The following is a 14982-nucleotide window of genomic DNA, read 5'->3' as shown; positions in this document are numbered from 1 at the left end:
GGCTGATCACCGTCGTCGGCACGGGGACGGGAGCGGCGGTGCCTCCCGACGCGGTGGCCGGCGCCGAGCTCGTCGTGGGCGGCCGGCGCCATCTGGACGCCGTACCGCTACCCGCGTCCGTCGAGCGGATCGTGCTCGGTCCGCTGGCGCCGGCCCTCGACGCCGTCGGGGAGTACGTCGGGAAGGACCGGCGGGTGGTCGTGCTGGCCTCGGGCGACCCCGGGTTCTTCGGGATCGTGCGGGCGCTGGCCGAACGGTTCGGGGCGCACCGGCTGGACGTCAGGCCCGGTGTCTCCTCCGTGGCCACCGCCTTCGCCCGGCTCGGACTGACCTGGGACGACGCCGTCGTCGTCAGCGCGCACGGGCGGGATCCGCGGACGGCCGTCAACGTGTGCCGGGCGCACCCGAAGGTCGCCGTCCTGACCGGTCCGGGCGCCGGGCCCGCCGAGCTGGGCGCCGCGCTCGCGCGCAGCGCGCCCGGGCGGGTGCTCGTCGTGGCCTCCGCGCTGGGCGACCCTGCGGGCGAGCGCGTGGAGCGCGTCTCCCCCGGCGAGGCCGCCGGACGCGACTGGGGTACGGCGGTCAGTGTCGTCCTGTGTCTGGACGAGGCGCGGACGCCCGGTCCGGTACGGACGCTGGCCGGGCCCGGGGTCCGGCCCGCCGGGTGGGCGCTGGACGAGGGCGACTTCGCCCACCGGGACTCGATGATCACCAAGTTCGAGGTGCGGGCGCTGGCCCTGGCCCGGCTCGGGCCGCGCTCCGGCGACCTGGTCTGGGACGTGGGCTCGGGGTCGGGGTCCGTGGCCGTGGAGTGCGCGCGGCTCGGCGCCGCCGTCAGCGCCGTCGAGAAGGCGGCGGACGGGGTCGCCCGGATCCGCGCCAACGCCGAGGCGCACGGCGTCGACCTGCACGTGGTGCACGGCACCGCGCCCGACGCGCTGGCCGGACTCGACGATCCCGACGCCGTGTTCGTCGGCGGTGGCGGCCGCGAGCTGCCCGGCATCGTCGGCGCGTGCGCGCGGCGGGCCCGGCGGACCGTGGTCGTCGCGATGGCCGCGCTGGACCGGGTCCCGGCGGTGCGCGCCGCGCTCGCCGACGCCGGGTTCGACTGCGACGGTGTGCTGCTGCACTCCTCACGGCTCGCGCCGCTGCCGGGCGATGTGACCCGGCTGGCCGCGACCAATCCCGTTTTCCTGCTGTGGGGTGTCAGAAACGCCGTCGGCGCGCACCCTGTTCACCGAGAAGGAGTAGCCCTGTGATCGGCCTCATTTCCGCCACCGCGGCGGGGGCGGCGGCGCGCGACCGGCTGGCCGCGGCCTGGCCGGACCGCACGCGCGTGTACGACGGCCCGGTCGGGGACGCCGTCCGGCGGGCGTTCGCCGAGTGCGAGCAGCTCGTGTGCTTCCTGGCGACCGGAGCGGTTGTCCGGCTGGTCGCGCCCCTGCTGTCCGACAAGGCGTCCGACCCGGGTGTGGTGTGCGTCGACGAGGCCGGTCGGTTCGCCGTCCCGGTGGTCGGCGGGCACGCCGGCGGCGCCAATGAACTCGCGCTGGCGGTGGGCGAGTTGCTGGGGGCGCAGCCCGTGGTGACCACGGCCACGGACGCCGTCGGCATCCCCGGACTCGACACGCTCGGCCTTCCCGTGGAGGGCGATGTGGCCGGCGTGACGCGGGCCCTGCTGGACGGTGAGCCGGTCGCGCTGGCCGCCGAGGTGGCGTGGCCGCTGCCGCCGGTGCCGTTCGCGGAGCGGGGCGAGTACACCGTGCGGCTCACGGACCGCGCGGTCGCGCCCGCCGCCCGCGAGGTGCTGCTGCGTCCGCCGTCCCTGGTCGTCGGTGTCGGCGCGTCCCGGGGGGTCCCGGCCGAGGAGGTGCTCGGCCTGGTGACGGGTGTCCTGCGGGACGCGGGACTGGCTCCCGCGAGCGTCGCCGGGCTGGCCACCGTCGACGCGAAGGCGGACGAGCCGGGGATCGTCGAGGCCGCCCGTCGGCTCGGCGTGCCCGTGGTGACGTACTCCGCCGAGGAGCTGGCCGTCGTCGAGGTTCCGAACCCGTCCGACGCACCGCTCGCCGCCGTCGGCACGCCGTCCGTGGCGGAGGCCGCCGCTCTCGTCGGCGGGGGCGAACTCCTCGTCCCCAAAAGGAAGTCGGAGCGTGCGGACGGGCGGCCCGCGATGGCCACCTGCGCCGTCGTACGGCGTCCCGCGCGCGGGCGGCTCGCGGTCGTCGGGCTCGGGCCCGGCGCGCGGGACCTGCTGACACCGCGCGCGAAGGCGGAACTGGAGCGGGCCTCGGTGCTCGTCGGCCTCGACCAGTACGTCGACCAGATCCGCGACCTGCTGCGGCCCGGCACCCGGATCCTGGAGTCCGGGCTCGGCGCCGAGGAGGAGCGGGCCCGGACCGCCGTGGCGGAGGCCCGGCGCGGGCAGAGCGTCGCGCTGATCGGCAGCGGGGACGCGGGCGTGTACGCGATGGCCTCCCCCGCGCTCGCCGAGGCGTCCGACGACATCGACGTGGTCGGGGTGCCGGGGGTGACCGCCGCGCTCGCGGCCGGTGCGATCCTCGGCGCGCCGCTGGGCCACGACCACGTGTCGATCAGCCTGTCCGATCTGCACACGCCGTGGGAGGTCATCGAGCGGCGGGTGCGGGCGGCCGCCGAGGCGGACATCGTCGTCACCTTCTACAACCCCCGTTCCCGGGGCCGCGACTGGCAGCTCCCCAAGGCGCTCTCGATCCTCGCCGGGCACCGGGAGCCGACGACGCCGGTCGGTGTCGTGCGCAACGCCTCGCGCCCGGACGGCACCGCCCGGCTGACGACGCTCACGGAACTCGACCCGGCGTGGGTCGACATGATGACGGTCGTGACCGTGGGGAACACGGCGACCCGGAACATCGCGGGGCGCATGGTGACGCCCCGCGGCTACCGCTGGCAGGAGAACTCCCCCGAGAGCAGCTCCTCCGAAAGCAGCTCCTCCGAAAGCAGCTCCTCCGAAAGCAGCTCCCAGGAAAGCTCCCAGGAGGGCGCCCTGTGAACCGTGAAGTCCATCCGATCGAGCAGGAGTCCTTCCGGCGGCTGCGCGCCCGCCTGGACACCTCGCACTTCGCTCCGCTGAGCCGGGCGGTGGTGGAGCGGGTCATCCACTCCGCCGCCGATCTGGAGTACGCGAGCGATCTCGTGCTGGACGAGGGCGAGTTGGCGAAAGCGCACACCGCGCTGCACGCCGGGGCGCCCGTCGTCGTCGACGTGGAGATGGTGGCCGCGGGCATCACCCGGCGGGACACCGTCTGCCGGCTCGGGGACGCCACGTCCGGCCCCGGACTGACCCGGTCCGCCCACGCGATCCGGCTGGCGTTCGAGGAGGTCGGGCCCGGCGCCCTCTGGGTGATCGGCTGCGCGCCGACCGCCCTGGAGGAGCTGTTGACGCTCGACACCTCCCCCGCGCTGGTCATCGGCCTGCCCGTCGGCTTCGTCGGGGCGGCCGAATCGAAGGCCGCGCTCCGCGAGAGCGGACTGCCCGCCGTGAGCAACGTGTCCGAGAAGGGCGGGTCGGCGGTCGCCGCCGCCGCACTCAACGCCCTGCTGTACACACCTCTTTCGTCCCCCGCTTCGCCCTACGAGGAGAAACAGTGATCACCCCGCCGCCCGCCCTGCTCATCGCCGGCCATGGCACCCGGGACGAAGCCGGAGCCGAGGCGTTCCGTGACTTCGTACGGGAGCTGGGCCGCCGCCACCCCGAACTGCCCGTCGCGGGCGGCTTCATCGAGCTGTCCCCGCCGCCGCTGGGCGAGGCGGTGACGGAGCTGGTGGAACGTGGCGTACGGCGGTTCGCCGCCGTTCCGCTGATGCTGGTGTCCGCCGGGCACGCCAAGGGCGACATCCCGGCGGCGCTGTCCCGCGAGAAGGAGCGGCATCCGGGGATCTCCTACACGTACGGGCGCCCGCTGGGCCCGCACCCGGCACTGCTGAACGTGCTGGAGCGGCGGCTGGAAGAGGCGCTGGGCACCGTGGGACGCACCCCCGGGGACCTGGCCGACGTGACCGTGCTGCTGGTCGGGCGCGGGTCGACGGACCCGGACGCCAACGCCGAGGTGTACAAGGCGGCACGGCTGCTGTGGGAGGGACGCGGATACGCGGGTGTGGAGACCGCGTTCGTGTCGCTGGCCGCGCCGGACGTGCCGAGCGGGCTCGACCGGTGCGTGAAGCTGGGGGCGAAGCGGATCGTCGTGCTCCCCTACTTCCTGTTCACCGGGATCCTGCCCGAGCGGGTACGGCACCAGACCGAGGGCTGGGCGGCCGCGCACCCGGAGGTCGAGGTGCGCTCGGCGGACGTCATCGGTCCCGAGCCGGAGCTGCTCGACCTGGTGATGGAGCGGTACGAGGAGGCCGTCAAGGGCGACCTGCGGATGAACTGCGACTCGTGCGTGTACCGGATCGCGCTGCCGGGCTTCGAGGACAAGGTGGGGCTGGCGCAGCAGCCGCACTTCCACCCGGACGACGAGGGACACGACCACGACGGCCACCACCATCACGGACACGCGCACTCCCATGCGCACTGAGGGACCCGCCGAGGGGCGGGCCGGCGCCCACGATCTGCGCCACCACGGGGACGCCGAGGTGCGCGACGACGGCTCGGCACTCGTCGACCTCGCGGTGAACGTCCGCGCGGACACACCCCCGCGGTGGCTGCGGGAGCGCGTCGCCGCGTCCCTGAGCGGCCTGGCGTCCTACCCGGACGGGCGGCCCGCGCGGGCGGCGGTCGCGGCACGGCACGGGCTGCCCGTCGAGCGGGTGCTGCTGACGGCGGGCGCGGCGGAGGCGTTCGTGCTGCTGGCGCGCGCCCTGAAGGTCCGGCGGCCCGTCGTCGTGCATCCGCAGTTCACGGAGCCGGAGGCGGCGCTGCGGGACGCGGGGCACAGCGTGGACCGGGTGCTGCTGCGCCCCGAGGACGGCTTCCGGCTGGATCCGGCGGCCGTACCGGAGACGGCGGACCTGGTGGTCATCGGCAATCCGACGAACCCCACGTCGGTGCTGCACCCGGCGGAGACGATCAGGCGGCTGGCCCGGCCCGGGCGGACGCTGGTGGTCGACGAGGCGTTCATGGACGCGGTGCCGGGCGAACGGGAGGCCCTCGCCGCACACACGGACGTGCCCGGCCTGGTGGTACTGCGCAGCCTGACCAAGACCTGGGGACTGGCGGGGCTGCGGATCGGCTACGTGCTGGCCGCGCCGGAGACCGTCGCCGACCTGGAACGGGCGCAGCCGCTGTGGCCGGTGTCCACGCCGGCACTGGTGGCGGCCGAGGCCTGCATGGGGGCCCAGGCACTGGCGGAGGCCGCCCACGCCGCCCACCGCGTCGCCGCGGACCGGGCGCATCTCGTGGCCGGTCTCGAGGAGTTCGGCGTCGACGGGGTGCGGGTCGCGGGACCCGCGGAGGGACCGTTCGTCCTGGTGCGGCTGCCCGGGGCCGACGCCGTCCGCCGGCGGCTGCGCACCCTGGGGTTCGCGGTCCGGCGCGGTGACACCTTCCCGGGGCTGGACGAGGAGTGGCTGCGGCTGGCGGTACGGGACCGGGTGACGGTGAACCGTTTCCTCCAGGCGCTGGACCAGGCGTTGGCCCTGACCCGGGGATGAGGGCGGGGTACGGACCCGGGCGGGACGTCCCCGGTCGGTACCCCGCGCTCCGTCCGGTCAGCCGCGGCGGCGGGCCAGTGCCACCGCTCCCCCGCCCGCCGCCAGCAGCGCCAGCGCGCCGCCCGCCATGTACGGGGTCGTCGAGCTGCCGCCGGTCCGGGCCAGGTCCGCCTGGGCGGGCGCGCCCTGTGCCTTGACGTCACGAGGGGTGAACGGTCAGCAGGGTGACGCGAGTTCACTCCAACGTGAGTTTTCCGTGCATGTCTTCGAATCCATCGGCACGCACGTTCTCCACGACCGCCCGTGTCACAGCGCCTTTCAGCTCACCACCGCGCCGTTCAGTACCACCCGGCGCGGTGCCGCGAGCACCCGTACGTCGGCGCGCGGGTCGCTGTCGTAGACCACCAGGTCCGCCGGTGCGCCCTCGACCAGGCCGGGGCGCCCGAGCCACTCGCGCGCGCCCCAGGTCGTCGCCGAGAGCGCCGCCAGCGGCGGGATGCCCGCCGTCACCAGTTCCGCGACCTCCGCGGCCACCAGACCGTGCGGCAGCGTGCCGCCCGCGTCCGTGCCGACGAAGACCGGGATGCCGGCGTCGTAGGCGGAGCGAACGGTGTCGTAACGGCGTTCATGGAGCCGGCGCATATGGGCCGACCAGCGCGGGAACCTGGACTCGCCGCCGGCGGCGAGGTCCGGGAAGGTGGCGATGTTGACGAGGGTCGGCACGATCGCCACGCCTCGTGAGGCGAACAGCGGGATCAGCTCCTCGGTCAGGCCTGTCGCGTGCTCGACGCAGTCGATGCCCGACTCGACGAGGTCGCGGAGCGAGTTCTCGGCGAAGCAGTGCGCCGTGACCCGCGCGCCCAGCCGGTGGGCCTCCGCGATGGCCGCCTCGGCCGCCTCCCGTGGCCAGCTGGGGGCCAGGTCGCCCACCTCGCGGTCGATCCAGTCGCCGACCAGCTTGACCCAGCCGTCGCCGCGCCGGGCCTCCCGCGCGACGTACGCGACCAGGTCGCCTGGCTCGATCTCGTGCGCGTAGCCGCGGATGTACCGGCGGGTGCGGGCGATGTGCCGGCCGGCCCGGATGATCTTCGGGAGGTCCTCACGGTCGTCGACCCAGCGGGTGTCCGAGGGCGAGCCGGCGTCGCGGATCAGCAGGGTGCCCGCCTCGCGGTCGGTCAGCGCCTGCTTCTCGGCGACGTCGGTGTCGACGGGGCCGTGCGCGCCCAGGCCCACGTGGCAGTGGGCGTCGACCAGCCCGGGCAGCGCCCAGCCCTCGACGGTCCGCACGTCACGGGCGCCGACGGGACGGTCGTAGGAGACCCGGCCGTCGACGACCCACAGCCCGTCGCGGACCTCGTCGGATCCGGTCAGGATCCGGCCCTTCACGTGCAGCACCGCGCGATCGCTCATGCCGTGCACCCTAACTACTGCCCCGGCTCGCCCTTCCGGTCGCCCGTCCGGCCGGCCGCCTGGCCCGAGGAGCCCTCCTCCACGTCGGCCATCGCGGGGTCGAGGAGGCGGGAGAGGAAGTGGCGGGTCCGCTCGTGGCTGGGGTTCGCGATGACCTCGGCCGGGGTGCCGTCCTCCACGATCACCCCGCCGTCCATGAAGACGACCCGGTCGGCGACCTCCCGGGCGAAGGTCATCTCGTGGGTGACGACCATCATCGTCATGCCCTCGTCGGCGAGCATCCGCATGACCGCGAGGACATCGCCGACCAGCTCCGGGTCGAGCGCCGACGTCGGCTCGTCGAACAGCATCACCTCGGGGCCCATGGCCAGCGCGCGGGCGATCGCGACGCGCTGCTGCTGGCCGCCGGAGAGGGAGGCGGGGTAGGCGGCCGCCTTCTCCGACAGACCCACCCGCTCCAGGTTCTCGGCGGCCACCCTCGCCGCCTCCGCCTTGCCGCGCCTGAGCACCCGGCGCTGCGGCAGCGTGAGGTTCTCGGTCACCGACAGGTGCGGGAAGAGGTTGAACTGCTGGAACACCATCCCGATACGGCGGCGTACGGCGTCGATGTCGACGTCGGGGTCGGTGAGTTCGGTGCCGCCGACGAAGACCTGGCCCTTGGTGGGCTCCTCCAGCAGGTTCACACAGCGCAGCAGCGTCGACTTGCCGGAGCCGGACGGGCCGATCACACAGACGACCTCGCCCTGGCCGATCTCCAGGTCGATGCCGCGCAGCACCTCGTTGGCGCCGAACGACTTGTGCAGGTCGCGGACTTCGATCTCCGGTCGGCTCATTTCACGGCCTCCTGGGCCTTGGCCTCCATGCGCCGCACGACGAAGCCGAGCGGAATGGTCACCAGCAGGTAGCACAGGCCGGCGACGAGGATCGGCGTGGAGTTGGCGGTCGTGCTGGCCAGGTCACGGCCGTACTTGGACAGTTCGCGCTCCTCCAGCGTCACCCCGAGGAGCAGGACCAGGGAGGAGTCCTTGAAGAGCATGATCAGCTCGTTGGTGAGCGGCGGGAGGATGATCCGGAACGCCTGCGGGATGATGACAGAGACCATCGCGCGGGCGGGCGAGAAGCCCAGCGACCGGGCCGCCTCCAGCTGTCCCTTGGGCACGGCCTGGATGCCCGCGCGGAACGTCTCCGCCATGTACGCGGCCCCGATCAGGCCGAGCCCGAGGGCCGCCTTGCCGTAGGTGCCGCCGACGATCTCCGTGCCGGGGAAGGCCAGCGGCACGGCCACGCCGATGAACACGAAGATCAGCAGGGCGGGCAGACCGCGGAAGATCTCGATGTAGACACCGGCCACCCAGCGGTACGGGCCCACGGAGGACAGCCGCATCAGGGCGACGACCAGACCGAGCACCAGGCCGAGGACGAAGCCGGACGCCGTGTACAGCACGGTGTTCTTCAACGCCAGCGTGATGACGTCCGGGAACATCTCCCTGGCGATGTCCCACTGGGCGAACTGGTTCTTCAGCCGGCCCCAGTCCGCCGTGACCGCGAAGACGATCACGGCGGCGGTGAAGACGACGTACTGCGCGCCGCGCGAGAGGCTGCGCTTCTGCCGCCGGGTCAGGCCCTTCTTCTTCGGTTGGAGTCGTACGTCGCTGCCGGCCACGGGGTCAGGAGGCCGAGGCGGCGGCCGACGGGGAGGCGGCCGACTCGTCGTACGGCCCGATCCACTTCTCGTACAGCTTCTTGTAGGTGCCGTCGGCCTTCGCGTCCGCCAGCGCCTTGTTGATCGCGGCGACCAGCTTGGTGTTGCCCTTCTTCACCGTGAAGCCGTACTGCTCACCGGTGTTGAGGTTGTCGACGACCTTGTAGGCGTCGGCGTTGGCCTTGTCCTTCAGCCAGCCCTGGACGACCGGGAAGTCGATGATGACGGCCTTGACCTGGCCGGTGCGCAGACCGTTGAGGACGGCGTCGGAGGACTCGAAGGAGACCGGGTCGAAGCCCTGCTTCTTGGCGTAGTCCTCGCCGGTGGTCTGCGCCTGGGCGCCGAGCTTGACGTCCTTGGACTTCACGTCGGCGAGCGAGGTGACACCCGCGCCCTTGTCGACCAGGACGGCCTGGGTGGCCTCGAAGTACGGGTCGGAGAAGTCGACGTTCTTCTTGCGCTCGTCGGTGATGGTCATGCCGGCCGCGGCCAGGTCGCACTCGCCGGAGTTGAGGAAGGCGCCGGTCTTGAAGTTCTCGAAGGGCGTGTCGAGGATTGCCTGCTTCACCCCCAGGTCCTTGGCGACCAGGTCGATCAGGGACACGTCGAAGCCCTGCACCTTGCCGTCGATCTCCGACTGGAACGGCGGGTAGGGCAGGTGGGTGCAGGTGGTGAGCCGGCCCGCCTTGGCGAGCTCGACCCCGCCGGCGGCGGTCTTGGAGCCGCTGCCGCCGTCATCGGTGGAGGTGCAGGCGGCGACGAGCATCAGTCCGGCCGTCACGGTGGTGGCGGCCAGGACGCGGGTCCGGCGGCCGGGGAGGGTGTTCACGGCGGGCCTTCCTGTAAGGGAACTGTGGGTTCCGATTATAAGGAGAGGTTTGAGGCTCTCAAATCAAACCGATGGCTACAGCGCCGTGCGACCTACGAAGTCACGAGCGGGGAGGGCGGGAAGCGTGGGGCGCGTGCCGGTTAGTCTCGTCACCTCTACCCAGTGAGTGAAGAGAGCACCGCCGTGACACACCCGTTCCTCGATCTTGCCCCGCTGAACGCCGCACATTTCGCCTCGATCGAGGACCGGGTGGCCCGGCTGCTGGACACCCGGCAGGACGTCGTGATCATGCAGGGCGAGGCGCTGCTGCCGCTCGAGGGCGCGATCCGCGGTACGGCCGGTCCGGGCACCACCGCGCTGAACGTGATCACCGGTCCGTACGGGCAGACCTTCGGGGACTGGCTGCGCGACTGCGGCGCCACGGTGATCGATCTGGCGGTGCCCTTCCACACGGCGGTGACGGCCGCGCAGATCCGGGAGGCCTTCGCCGAGCACCCCGGGATCGACTTCGTGTCGCTGGTGCACGCGGAGGCGGCGACCGGCAACACCAACCCGGTCGCGGAGATCGGCGAGGTGGTACGGGAGCACGGCGCGCTGTTCTACCTGGACGCGGTCGCCTCGATCGGTGCGGAACCGGTGCTGCCGGACGCGTGGGGCGTGGACCTGTGTGTGATCGGCGCGCAGAAGGCGATGGGCGGTCCCGCGGGCGTGTCGGCGGTGTCGGTGAGCGAGCGGGCGTGGGCGCGGATGGCCGCCAACCCGGGGGCGCCGCGCCGGTCGTACCTGTCCCTGCTGGACTGGAAGGAGCGGTGGGTCGACGGCGGCCGCAAGACGCTGCTGCACGCGCCGGCGCAGCTGGAGATGCTGGCGCTGGAGGCGTGCGTCGAGCGGATCGAGGCGGAGCGGCCGGAGACGGTGATGGCCCGGCACGCGTCCGCCGCCGCCGCGACGCGCGCGGGCGCGCTCGCGCTGGGCGGCGGACTGGAGCCGTACGTGCGCGACGCGGCGGAGGCGGCGCCCGTCGCCACGACGCTGCGGACGCCGTCGGGCGTGGTGGCGTCGGAGCTGGTGGCCCGGGCGCTGGCGAGCGACCCGGCGCTGCCGCTGGCCGCGGGTGGGGGCGCGCTGGCCAGGGAGATGATCCGGGTCAACCACTACGGGGGCGACGCGACCGTCGGGGTGGTGCAGGGGTGTCTGGCGGCGCTGGGCGCCGCGCTGGCGGAGCAGGGGCGGGACGTGGATCTCGAAGGGGCCCGGCGGGCCGCGGAGGGCGCCTGGCGGTAGGCGCCGCCGGGCCGCCGCTGGGCCGCCGCCGGGACCCGCTTGTCGGTGGCGGCTGGCATGCTGCCCCGCATGACAACCGACACTCCCCTCGCCCTCCCCGACGGCCGCCCCGTCCCCCTGCTGACCGGTGACGAACTCCCCATGCTGGAGAGCTGGCTGGCGTTCCACCGGGCCACGCTCGAGCTGAAGTGCGTGGGGCTGGACGACGAGCAGGTCCGGCAACCGGCGGCCGAGCCGTCCGAGTTGACCCTGCTCGGTCTCGTCCAGCATCTCGCCGAGGTCGAACGGAACTGGTTCCAGCGGGCGTTCGCCGGGCTCGACGTACCGCCCGTCTTCGAGGAGAGGACCGGGTACGCCCTCGACGCCGGGCGGGGTCTCGACGAGACACTGGCCGTCTGGCGGCGGGAGATCGCGCGCGGGCGTGAGCTGATCGCCGGGCGGCCACTGGAGGCCACCGGCCGGATCGTCGACGGGCCGATGGCCGGACTCGAGGTCAGCCTGCGCTGGATGCTGCTCCACATGATCGAGGAGTACGCCCGGCACAACGGCCACGCGGACATTCTCCGGGAGCGTATCGACGGGGTGACCGGAACCTGAATTCAGGGTTATCCACGAATTATCGTCGAGACTTTTATCGAGTTCCTTCTCGAGTTCTTTCTCCACGATAGGTTTCCTGAGTTCGTCTGCCCGGATTCACCGCACCTAAACGCGGGGAATCTGGGGCAGGTCTCAAGCGCGTGACGCATTGCACAAGCAGGGCGATATGCCCCTTTTGCGCGGTGCAAAAGCGGATGAAACGGCAACCTGCCCCGGCGGCATCACGGAATCACCACGGCCTCTCCATGCGCTTTTGAATTTCGCTGGGTAAGTTCAACCCGCATGACTGCCGCACAAGCAGACCTACGTATCGACCGCCCGTCGGTGGAAGACGGAGCAGCGCTCTGGCGTCTCGCGAAGGATTCCGGAACGCTCGACCTGAACTCGTCCTACAGCTATCTGCTGTGGTGCCGCGACTTCGCCGCCACCTCGGCGGTGGCCCGCGCGGAGGGCGGTGAGCCGGTCGGGTTCGTCACCGGGTACGTACGGCCGGAGGACCCGCACACCCTACTGGTCTGGCAGGTGGCCGTCGACGCCGCGCACCGTGGACGCGGCCTCGCCGCCGCTCTGCTGGACGGGCTGACCACGCGCGTCGCCGCCGAACGCCCGCTCACCGCCGTGGAGACCACGATCACACCGGGCAACACCGCCTCCGAGCGGCTGTTCACCTCGTACGCCGAGCGGCACGGGGCGACCGTCACCCGTGAGGTGCTGTTCGACGCCGGGCTGTTCCCCGACGGCCCGCACGACCCCGAGGTGCTGTACCGCATCGGCCCCCTCGCCTTCTGACCACCCCACCCCGCCTCCGCCCGTCTCCCCTTCCGACCCCCACCCCGAGGAGCGTTTCGTCGTGACCATCACCCCGCCCGACCTGAGCGTGTTCGAGACCCTCGAGTCCGAGGTGCGCAGCTACTGCCGCAGCTGGCCCGCCGTCTTCGACCGCGCGCAGGGCAGCCGTATGTACGACGAGGACGGTCATGGCTACCTGGACTTCTTCGCCGGTGCCGGGTCCCTCAACTACGGCCACAACAACCCCGTGCTGAAACGGGCGTTGGTCGACTATCTGATGCGGGACGGCGTCACGCACGGGCTCGACATGTCGACCGTGGCCAAGCGGACCTTCCTCCAGACCTTCCAGGATCTGGTGCTGCGGCCGCGTGACCTGCCCTACAAGGTGATGTTCCCGGGCCCGACCGGCACCAACGCCGTGGAGTCGGCCCTGAAGCTGGCGCGGAAGGTGAAGGGACGCGAGGCCATCGTGTCGTTCACCAACGCCTTCCACGGGATGTCCCTCGGGGCGCTCGCGGTGACCGGCAACGCCTTCAAGCGGGCCGGGGCCGGGGTCCCGCTGGTGCACGGCACGCCGATGCCGTTCGACAACTACTTCGAGGGCCAGGTCCCCGACTTCCTGTGGTTCGAGCGGCTGCTCGAGGACCAGGGGTCCGGGCTCAACAAGCCCGCCGCCGTGATCGTCGAGACCGTGCAGGGCGAGGGCGGCATCAACGCCGCGCGTCCGGAGTGGCTGCGGGCGCTCAAGGAACTGTGCGAGCGGCAGGACATGCTGCTGATCGTCGACGACATCCAGATGGGATGCGGGCGCACCGGGGCCTTCTTCTCCTTCGAGGAGTCCGGGATCGTCCCGGACATCGTGACCGTCTCCAAGTCGATCAGCGGCTACGGACTGCCCATGTCGCTCTGCCTGTTCAGGCCCGAGCTGGACGTGTGGGAGCCGGGTGAGCACAACGGCACCTTCCGCGGCAACAACCCGGCCTTCGTCACCGCCACCGCCGCCCTCGAGACGTACTGGGCCGACGGGTCCGCCATGGAGAAGCAGACCCGGACGCGTGGCGAGCAGATCGAGCAGGGGCTCATCTCGATCACCGAGGAGAACCTCGCCGACGTCAAGGAGTACCGGGGCCGCGGTCTGGTGTGGGGCCTGGAGTTCCACGAGAAGGCGCGGGCCGGGCGGGTCGCGAAGCGGGCCTTCGAACTCGGGCTGCTGATCGAGACGTCCGGCCCGGAGAGCGAGGTCGTCAAACTGCTGCCGGCCCTGACCATCACCCCCGAGGAACTGGACGAGGGCCTCAGTGTCATCGCCCGCGCCGTACGGGAAACCGTCTGACGCCCTCGGACCCCGTATCCCCTACCTAGGAGGCATCGCACCACAGTGATCGTCCGTTCGTTCAAGGACATCGAAGGCACCGACCGGCATGTGCGGGCGGCGTCCGGCACCTGGGAGAGCAAGCGCATCGTGCTCGCTCAGGAACGGGTCGGGTTCTCGCTGCACGAAACGATTCTGTACGCGGGTACCGAGACGTCGATGTGGTACGCGAACCACATCGAGGCCGTCGTCTGCGTCGAGGGCGCTGCCGAACTGACCGACCACGAGAGCGGGCGGACGCACAGCATCACGCCCGGCACCATGTACCTCCTCGACGGGCACGAGCGGCACACGCTCCGCGTCAAGGAGGACTTCCGCTGCATCTGCGTGTTCAACCCGCCCGTCACGGGCCGGGAGGACCACGACGAGAACGGCGTGTACCCCCTGTTGACCGAGCCCGAGGAGGTGTGAGCATCGTGACCACCCTCACCGATCTCTACCCCACCCGTGGCACCACCGAGGTGTCCGTCCCCCGTCAGGACCCCGTCGTCTGGGGCTCCCCCGACACGCCCGGCCCGATCCCGGCGGCCGGCCTCCAGGAGTACGAGCGCGACGGCTTCCTCACCGTCGACCAGCTGATCACCGACGACGAGGTCACCGTCTGCCGGCGGGAGCTGGAGCGGCTGGTCGCCGACCCGGAGATCCGGGCCGACGGGCGGTCGATCGTCGAGCCGAAGTCCAAGGAGATCCGCTCCGTCTTCGAGGTGCACAAGCTCAGTGAGGTGTTCGCCGCGCTGGTGCGCGACGAGCGGGTCGTGGGGCGGGCCCGGCAGATCCTCGGTTCGGACGTGTACGTCCACCAGTCGCGGATCAACGTCAAGCCGGGCTTCGGGGCCAGGGGCTTCTACTGGCACTCCGACTTCGAGACCTGGCACGCCGAGGACGGTCTGCCGAACATGCGGACGGTGTCCGTGTCGATCGCGCTCACCGAGAACCGCGACACCAACGGCGGGCTCATGATCATGCCGGGCTCGCACCGGACGTTCCTCGGCTGCGCCGGGGCCACGCCCGAGGACAACTACAAGAAGTCGCTGCAGATGCAGGACGCGGGCACGCCGTCGGACGAGGCGCTGACCGCGATGGCCGGCGACCACGGCATCAAGTTGTTCACGGGCAAGGCCGGTTCGGCGACCTGGTTCGACTGCAACTGCATGCACGGGTCCGGCGACAACATCACGCCGTTCCCGCGCAGCAATGTGTTCATCGTGTTCAACAGCGTGGAGAACACGGCCGTGGAGCCGTTCGCGGCGCCGGTGCGCAGGCCGGACTTCATCGGCGCGCGGGACTTCACACCCGTGCGGTGAGCCGCCTTCCTTCCTCGCCGGCCGCGTCGGCAGGCCCGGACGCCCCCACCCGGATCGGGTGCTG

15 protein-coding genes and 1 pseudogene are annotated in these 14982 nt (G+C 72.1%); 11 read left to right on the top strand and 5 right to left on the bottom strand.

The features are described from left to right. Positions 1–2: 2 nt before the first annotated feature. Genes cbiE through cobC form a run of 5 tightly spaced genes read left to right on the top strand, consistent with a single transcriptional unit; the run spans position 3 to position 5631 of the window. The gene (gene cbiE, locus ACFWBD_RS30410; RefSeq protein WP_385673799.1) at positions 3–1259 is read left to right on the top strand and encodes a precorrin-6y C5,15-methyltransferase (decarboxylating) subunit CbiE; all 1257 of its coding nucleotides are present in this window, start codon (positions 3–5) and stop codon (positions 1257–1259) included. Continuing rightward, entirely contained in the window at positions 1256–3031 is a 1776-nt protein-coding gene (cobJ, locus tag ACFWBD_RS30405) for a precorrin-3B C(17)-methyltransferase (protein ID WP_385673645.1), read from the top strand. Before cbiE ends, cobJ begins: the two co-directional genes overlap by 4 nt. Then, positions 3028–3630, top strand: coding sequence for a precorrin-8X methylmutase (locus tag ACFWBD_RS30400; protein ID WP_385673642.1), 603 nt, complete (start codon positions 3028–3030; stop codon positions 3628–3630). Before cobJ ends, ACFWBD_RS30400 begins: the two co-directional genes overlap by 4 nt. Then, a complete protein-coding gene (locus ACFWBD_RS30395; protein ID WP_385673639.1) occupies positions 3627–4556 on the top strand; it encodes a sirohydrochlorin chelatase in 930 nt (309 codons plus the stop codon). Before ACFWBD_RS30400 ends, ACFWBD_RS30395 begins: the two co-directional genes overlap by 4 nt. Next, a complete protein-coding gene (gene cobC, locus ACFWBD_RS30390; protein ID WP_385673636.1) occupies positions 4546–5631 on the top strand; it encodes an Rv2231c family pyridoxal phosphate-dependent protein CobC in 1086 nt (361 codons plus the stop codon). Before ACFWBD_RS30395 ends, cobC begins: the two co-directional genes overlap by 11 nt. 57 nt (positions 5632–5688) lie before the next feature. On the opposite strand, the pseudogene ACFWBD_RS30385 reads toward cobC, so the two are convergent. The 5 genes and pseudogenes from ACFWBD_RS30385 to ACFWBD_RS30365 form a co-directional block, all read right to left on the bottom strand. Further along, a pseudogene (locus ACFWBD_RS30385) lies at positions 5689–5832 on the bottom strand (LAETG motif-containing sortase-dependent surface protein); the annotation flags it as partial. Positions 5833–5949: 117 nt separating this feature from the next. Continuing rightward, positions 5950–7041: an amidohydrolase family protein gene (locus ACFWBD_RS30380; protein WP_385673633.1), complete on the bottom strand. Its 1092-nt coding sequence runs from the start codon at positions 7039–7041 to the stop codon at positions 5950–5952. Positions 7042–7055: 14 nt separating this feature from the next. Continuing rightward, positions 7056–7874 (bottom strand): amino acid ABC transporter ATP-binding protein, encoded by an 819-nt coding sequence (locus tag ACFWBD_RS30375; protein WP_385673630.1) that lies wholly within the window; start codon positions 7872–7874, stop codon positions 7056–7058. Beyond that, entirely contained in the window at positions 7871–8704 is an 834-nt protein-coding gene (locus ACFWBD_RS30370; protein ID WP_385673627.1) for an amino acid ABC transporter permease, read from the bottom strand. The genes ACFWBD_RS30375 and ACFWBD_RS30370 overlap by 4 nt, the downstream gene beginning before the upstream one ends. Positions 8705–8708: 4 nt before the next feature. After that, positions 8709–9572 carry a transporter substrate-binding domain-containing protein gene (locus tag ACFWBD_RS30365; protein WP_385673624.1) on the bottom strand — a complete coding sequence of 288 codons (864 nt, stop codon included), beginning with the start codon at positions 9570–9572 and terminating at the stop codon, positions 8709–8711. A gap of 183 nt (positions 9573–9755) precedes the next feature. Here ACFWBD_RS30365 and ACFWBD_RS30360 point away from each other — a divergent pair, with 183 nt between their 5' ends. From ACFWBD_RS30360 to thpD, 6 genes are all read left to right on the top strand, one after another. Further along, entirely contained in the window at positions 9756–10856 is a 1101-nt protein-coding gene (locus ACFWBD_RS30360; protein WP_385673796.1) for a pyridoxal-phosphate-dependent aminotransferase family protein, read from the top strand. Between the two features lie 69 nt (positions 10857–10925). Then, positions 10926–11453 carry a DinB family protein gene (locus ACFWBD_RS30355; protein ID WP_385673621.1) on the top strand — a complete coding sequence of 176 codons (528 nt, stop codon included), beginning with the start codon at positions 10926–10928 and terminating at the stop codon, positions 11451–11453. A 282-nt stretch (positions 11454–11735) separates the two neighbouring features. Further along, positions 11736–12242 (top strand): diaminobutyrate acetyltransferase, encoded by a 507-nt coding sequence (gene ectA, locus ACFWBD_RS30350; RefSeq protein ID WP_385673618.1) that lies wholly within the window; start codon positions 11736–11738, stop codon positions 12240–12242. Between the two features lie 61 nt (positions 12243–12303). After that, a complete protein-coding gene (gene ectB / locus ACFWBD_RS30345; protein ID WP_385673615.1) occupies positions 12304–13575 on the top strand; it encodes a diaminobutyrate--2-oxoglutarate transaminase in 1272 nt (423 codons plus the stop codon). Between the two features lie 45 nt (positions 13576–13620). Next, positions 13621–14025, top strand: coding sequence for an ectoine synthase (locus tag ACFWBD_RS30340; RefSeq protein ID WP_385673612.1), 405 nt, complete (start codon positions 13621–13623; stop codon positions 14023–14025). Between the two features lie 5 nt (positions 14026–14030). After that, a complete protein-coding gene (gene thpD, locus ACFWBD_RS30335; protein WP_385673793.1) occupies positions 14031–14918 on the top strand; it encodes an ectoine hydroxylase in 888 nt (295 codons plus the stop codon). Positions 14919–14982 lie beyond the last annotated feature (64 nt).

The sequence above is a fragment of the Streptomyces sp. NPDC060002 genome (assembly GCF_042737245.1).
Lineage (GTDB): Bacteria > Actinomycetota > Actinomycetes > Streptomycetales > Streptomycetaceae > Streptomyces.
The sequence above is the reverse complement of the archived record's forward strand: the minus strand, read 5'-3'. Positions and strand labels throughout refer to the sequence as shown.

Coding starts and splice junctions, on each gene's coding strand:
- ACFWBD_RS30355 (WP_385673621.1), top strand. CDS start 10,926: ATGACAACCGACACTCCCCTCGCCCTCCCCGACGGCCGCCCCGTCCCC.
- ACFWBD_RS30380 (WP_385673633.1), bottom strand. CDS start 7,041: ATGAGCGATCGCGCGGTGCTGCACGTGAAGGGCCGGATCCTGACCGGA.
- cobC (WP_385673636.1), top strand. CDS start 4,546: ATGCGCACTGAGGGACCCGCCGAGGGGCGGGCCGGCGCCCACGATCTG.
- ACFWBD_RS30375 (WP_385673630.1), bottom strand. CDS start 7,874: ATGAGCCGACCGGAGATCGAAGTCCGCGACCTGCACAAGTCGTTCGGC.
- ectA (WP_385673618.1), top strand. CDS start 11,736: ATGACTGCCGCACAAGCAGACCTACGTATCGACCGCCCGTCGGTGGAA.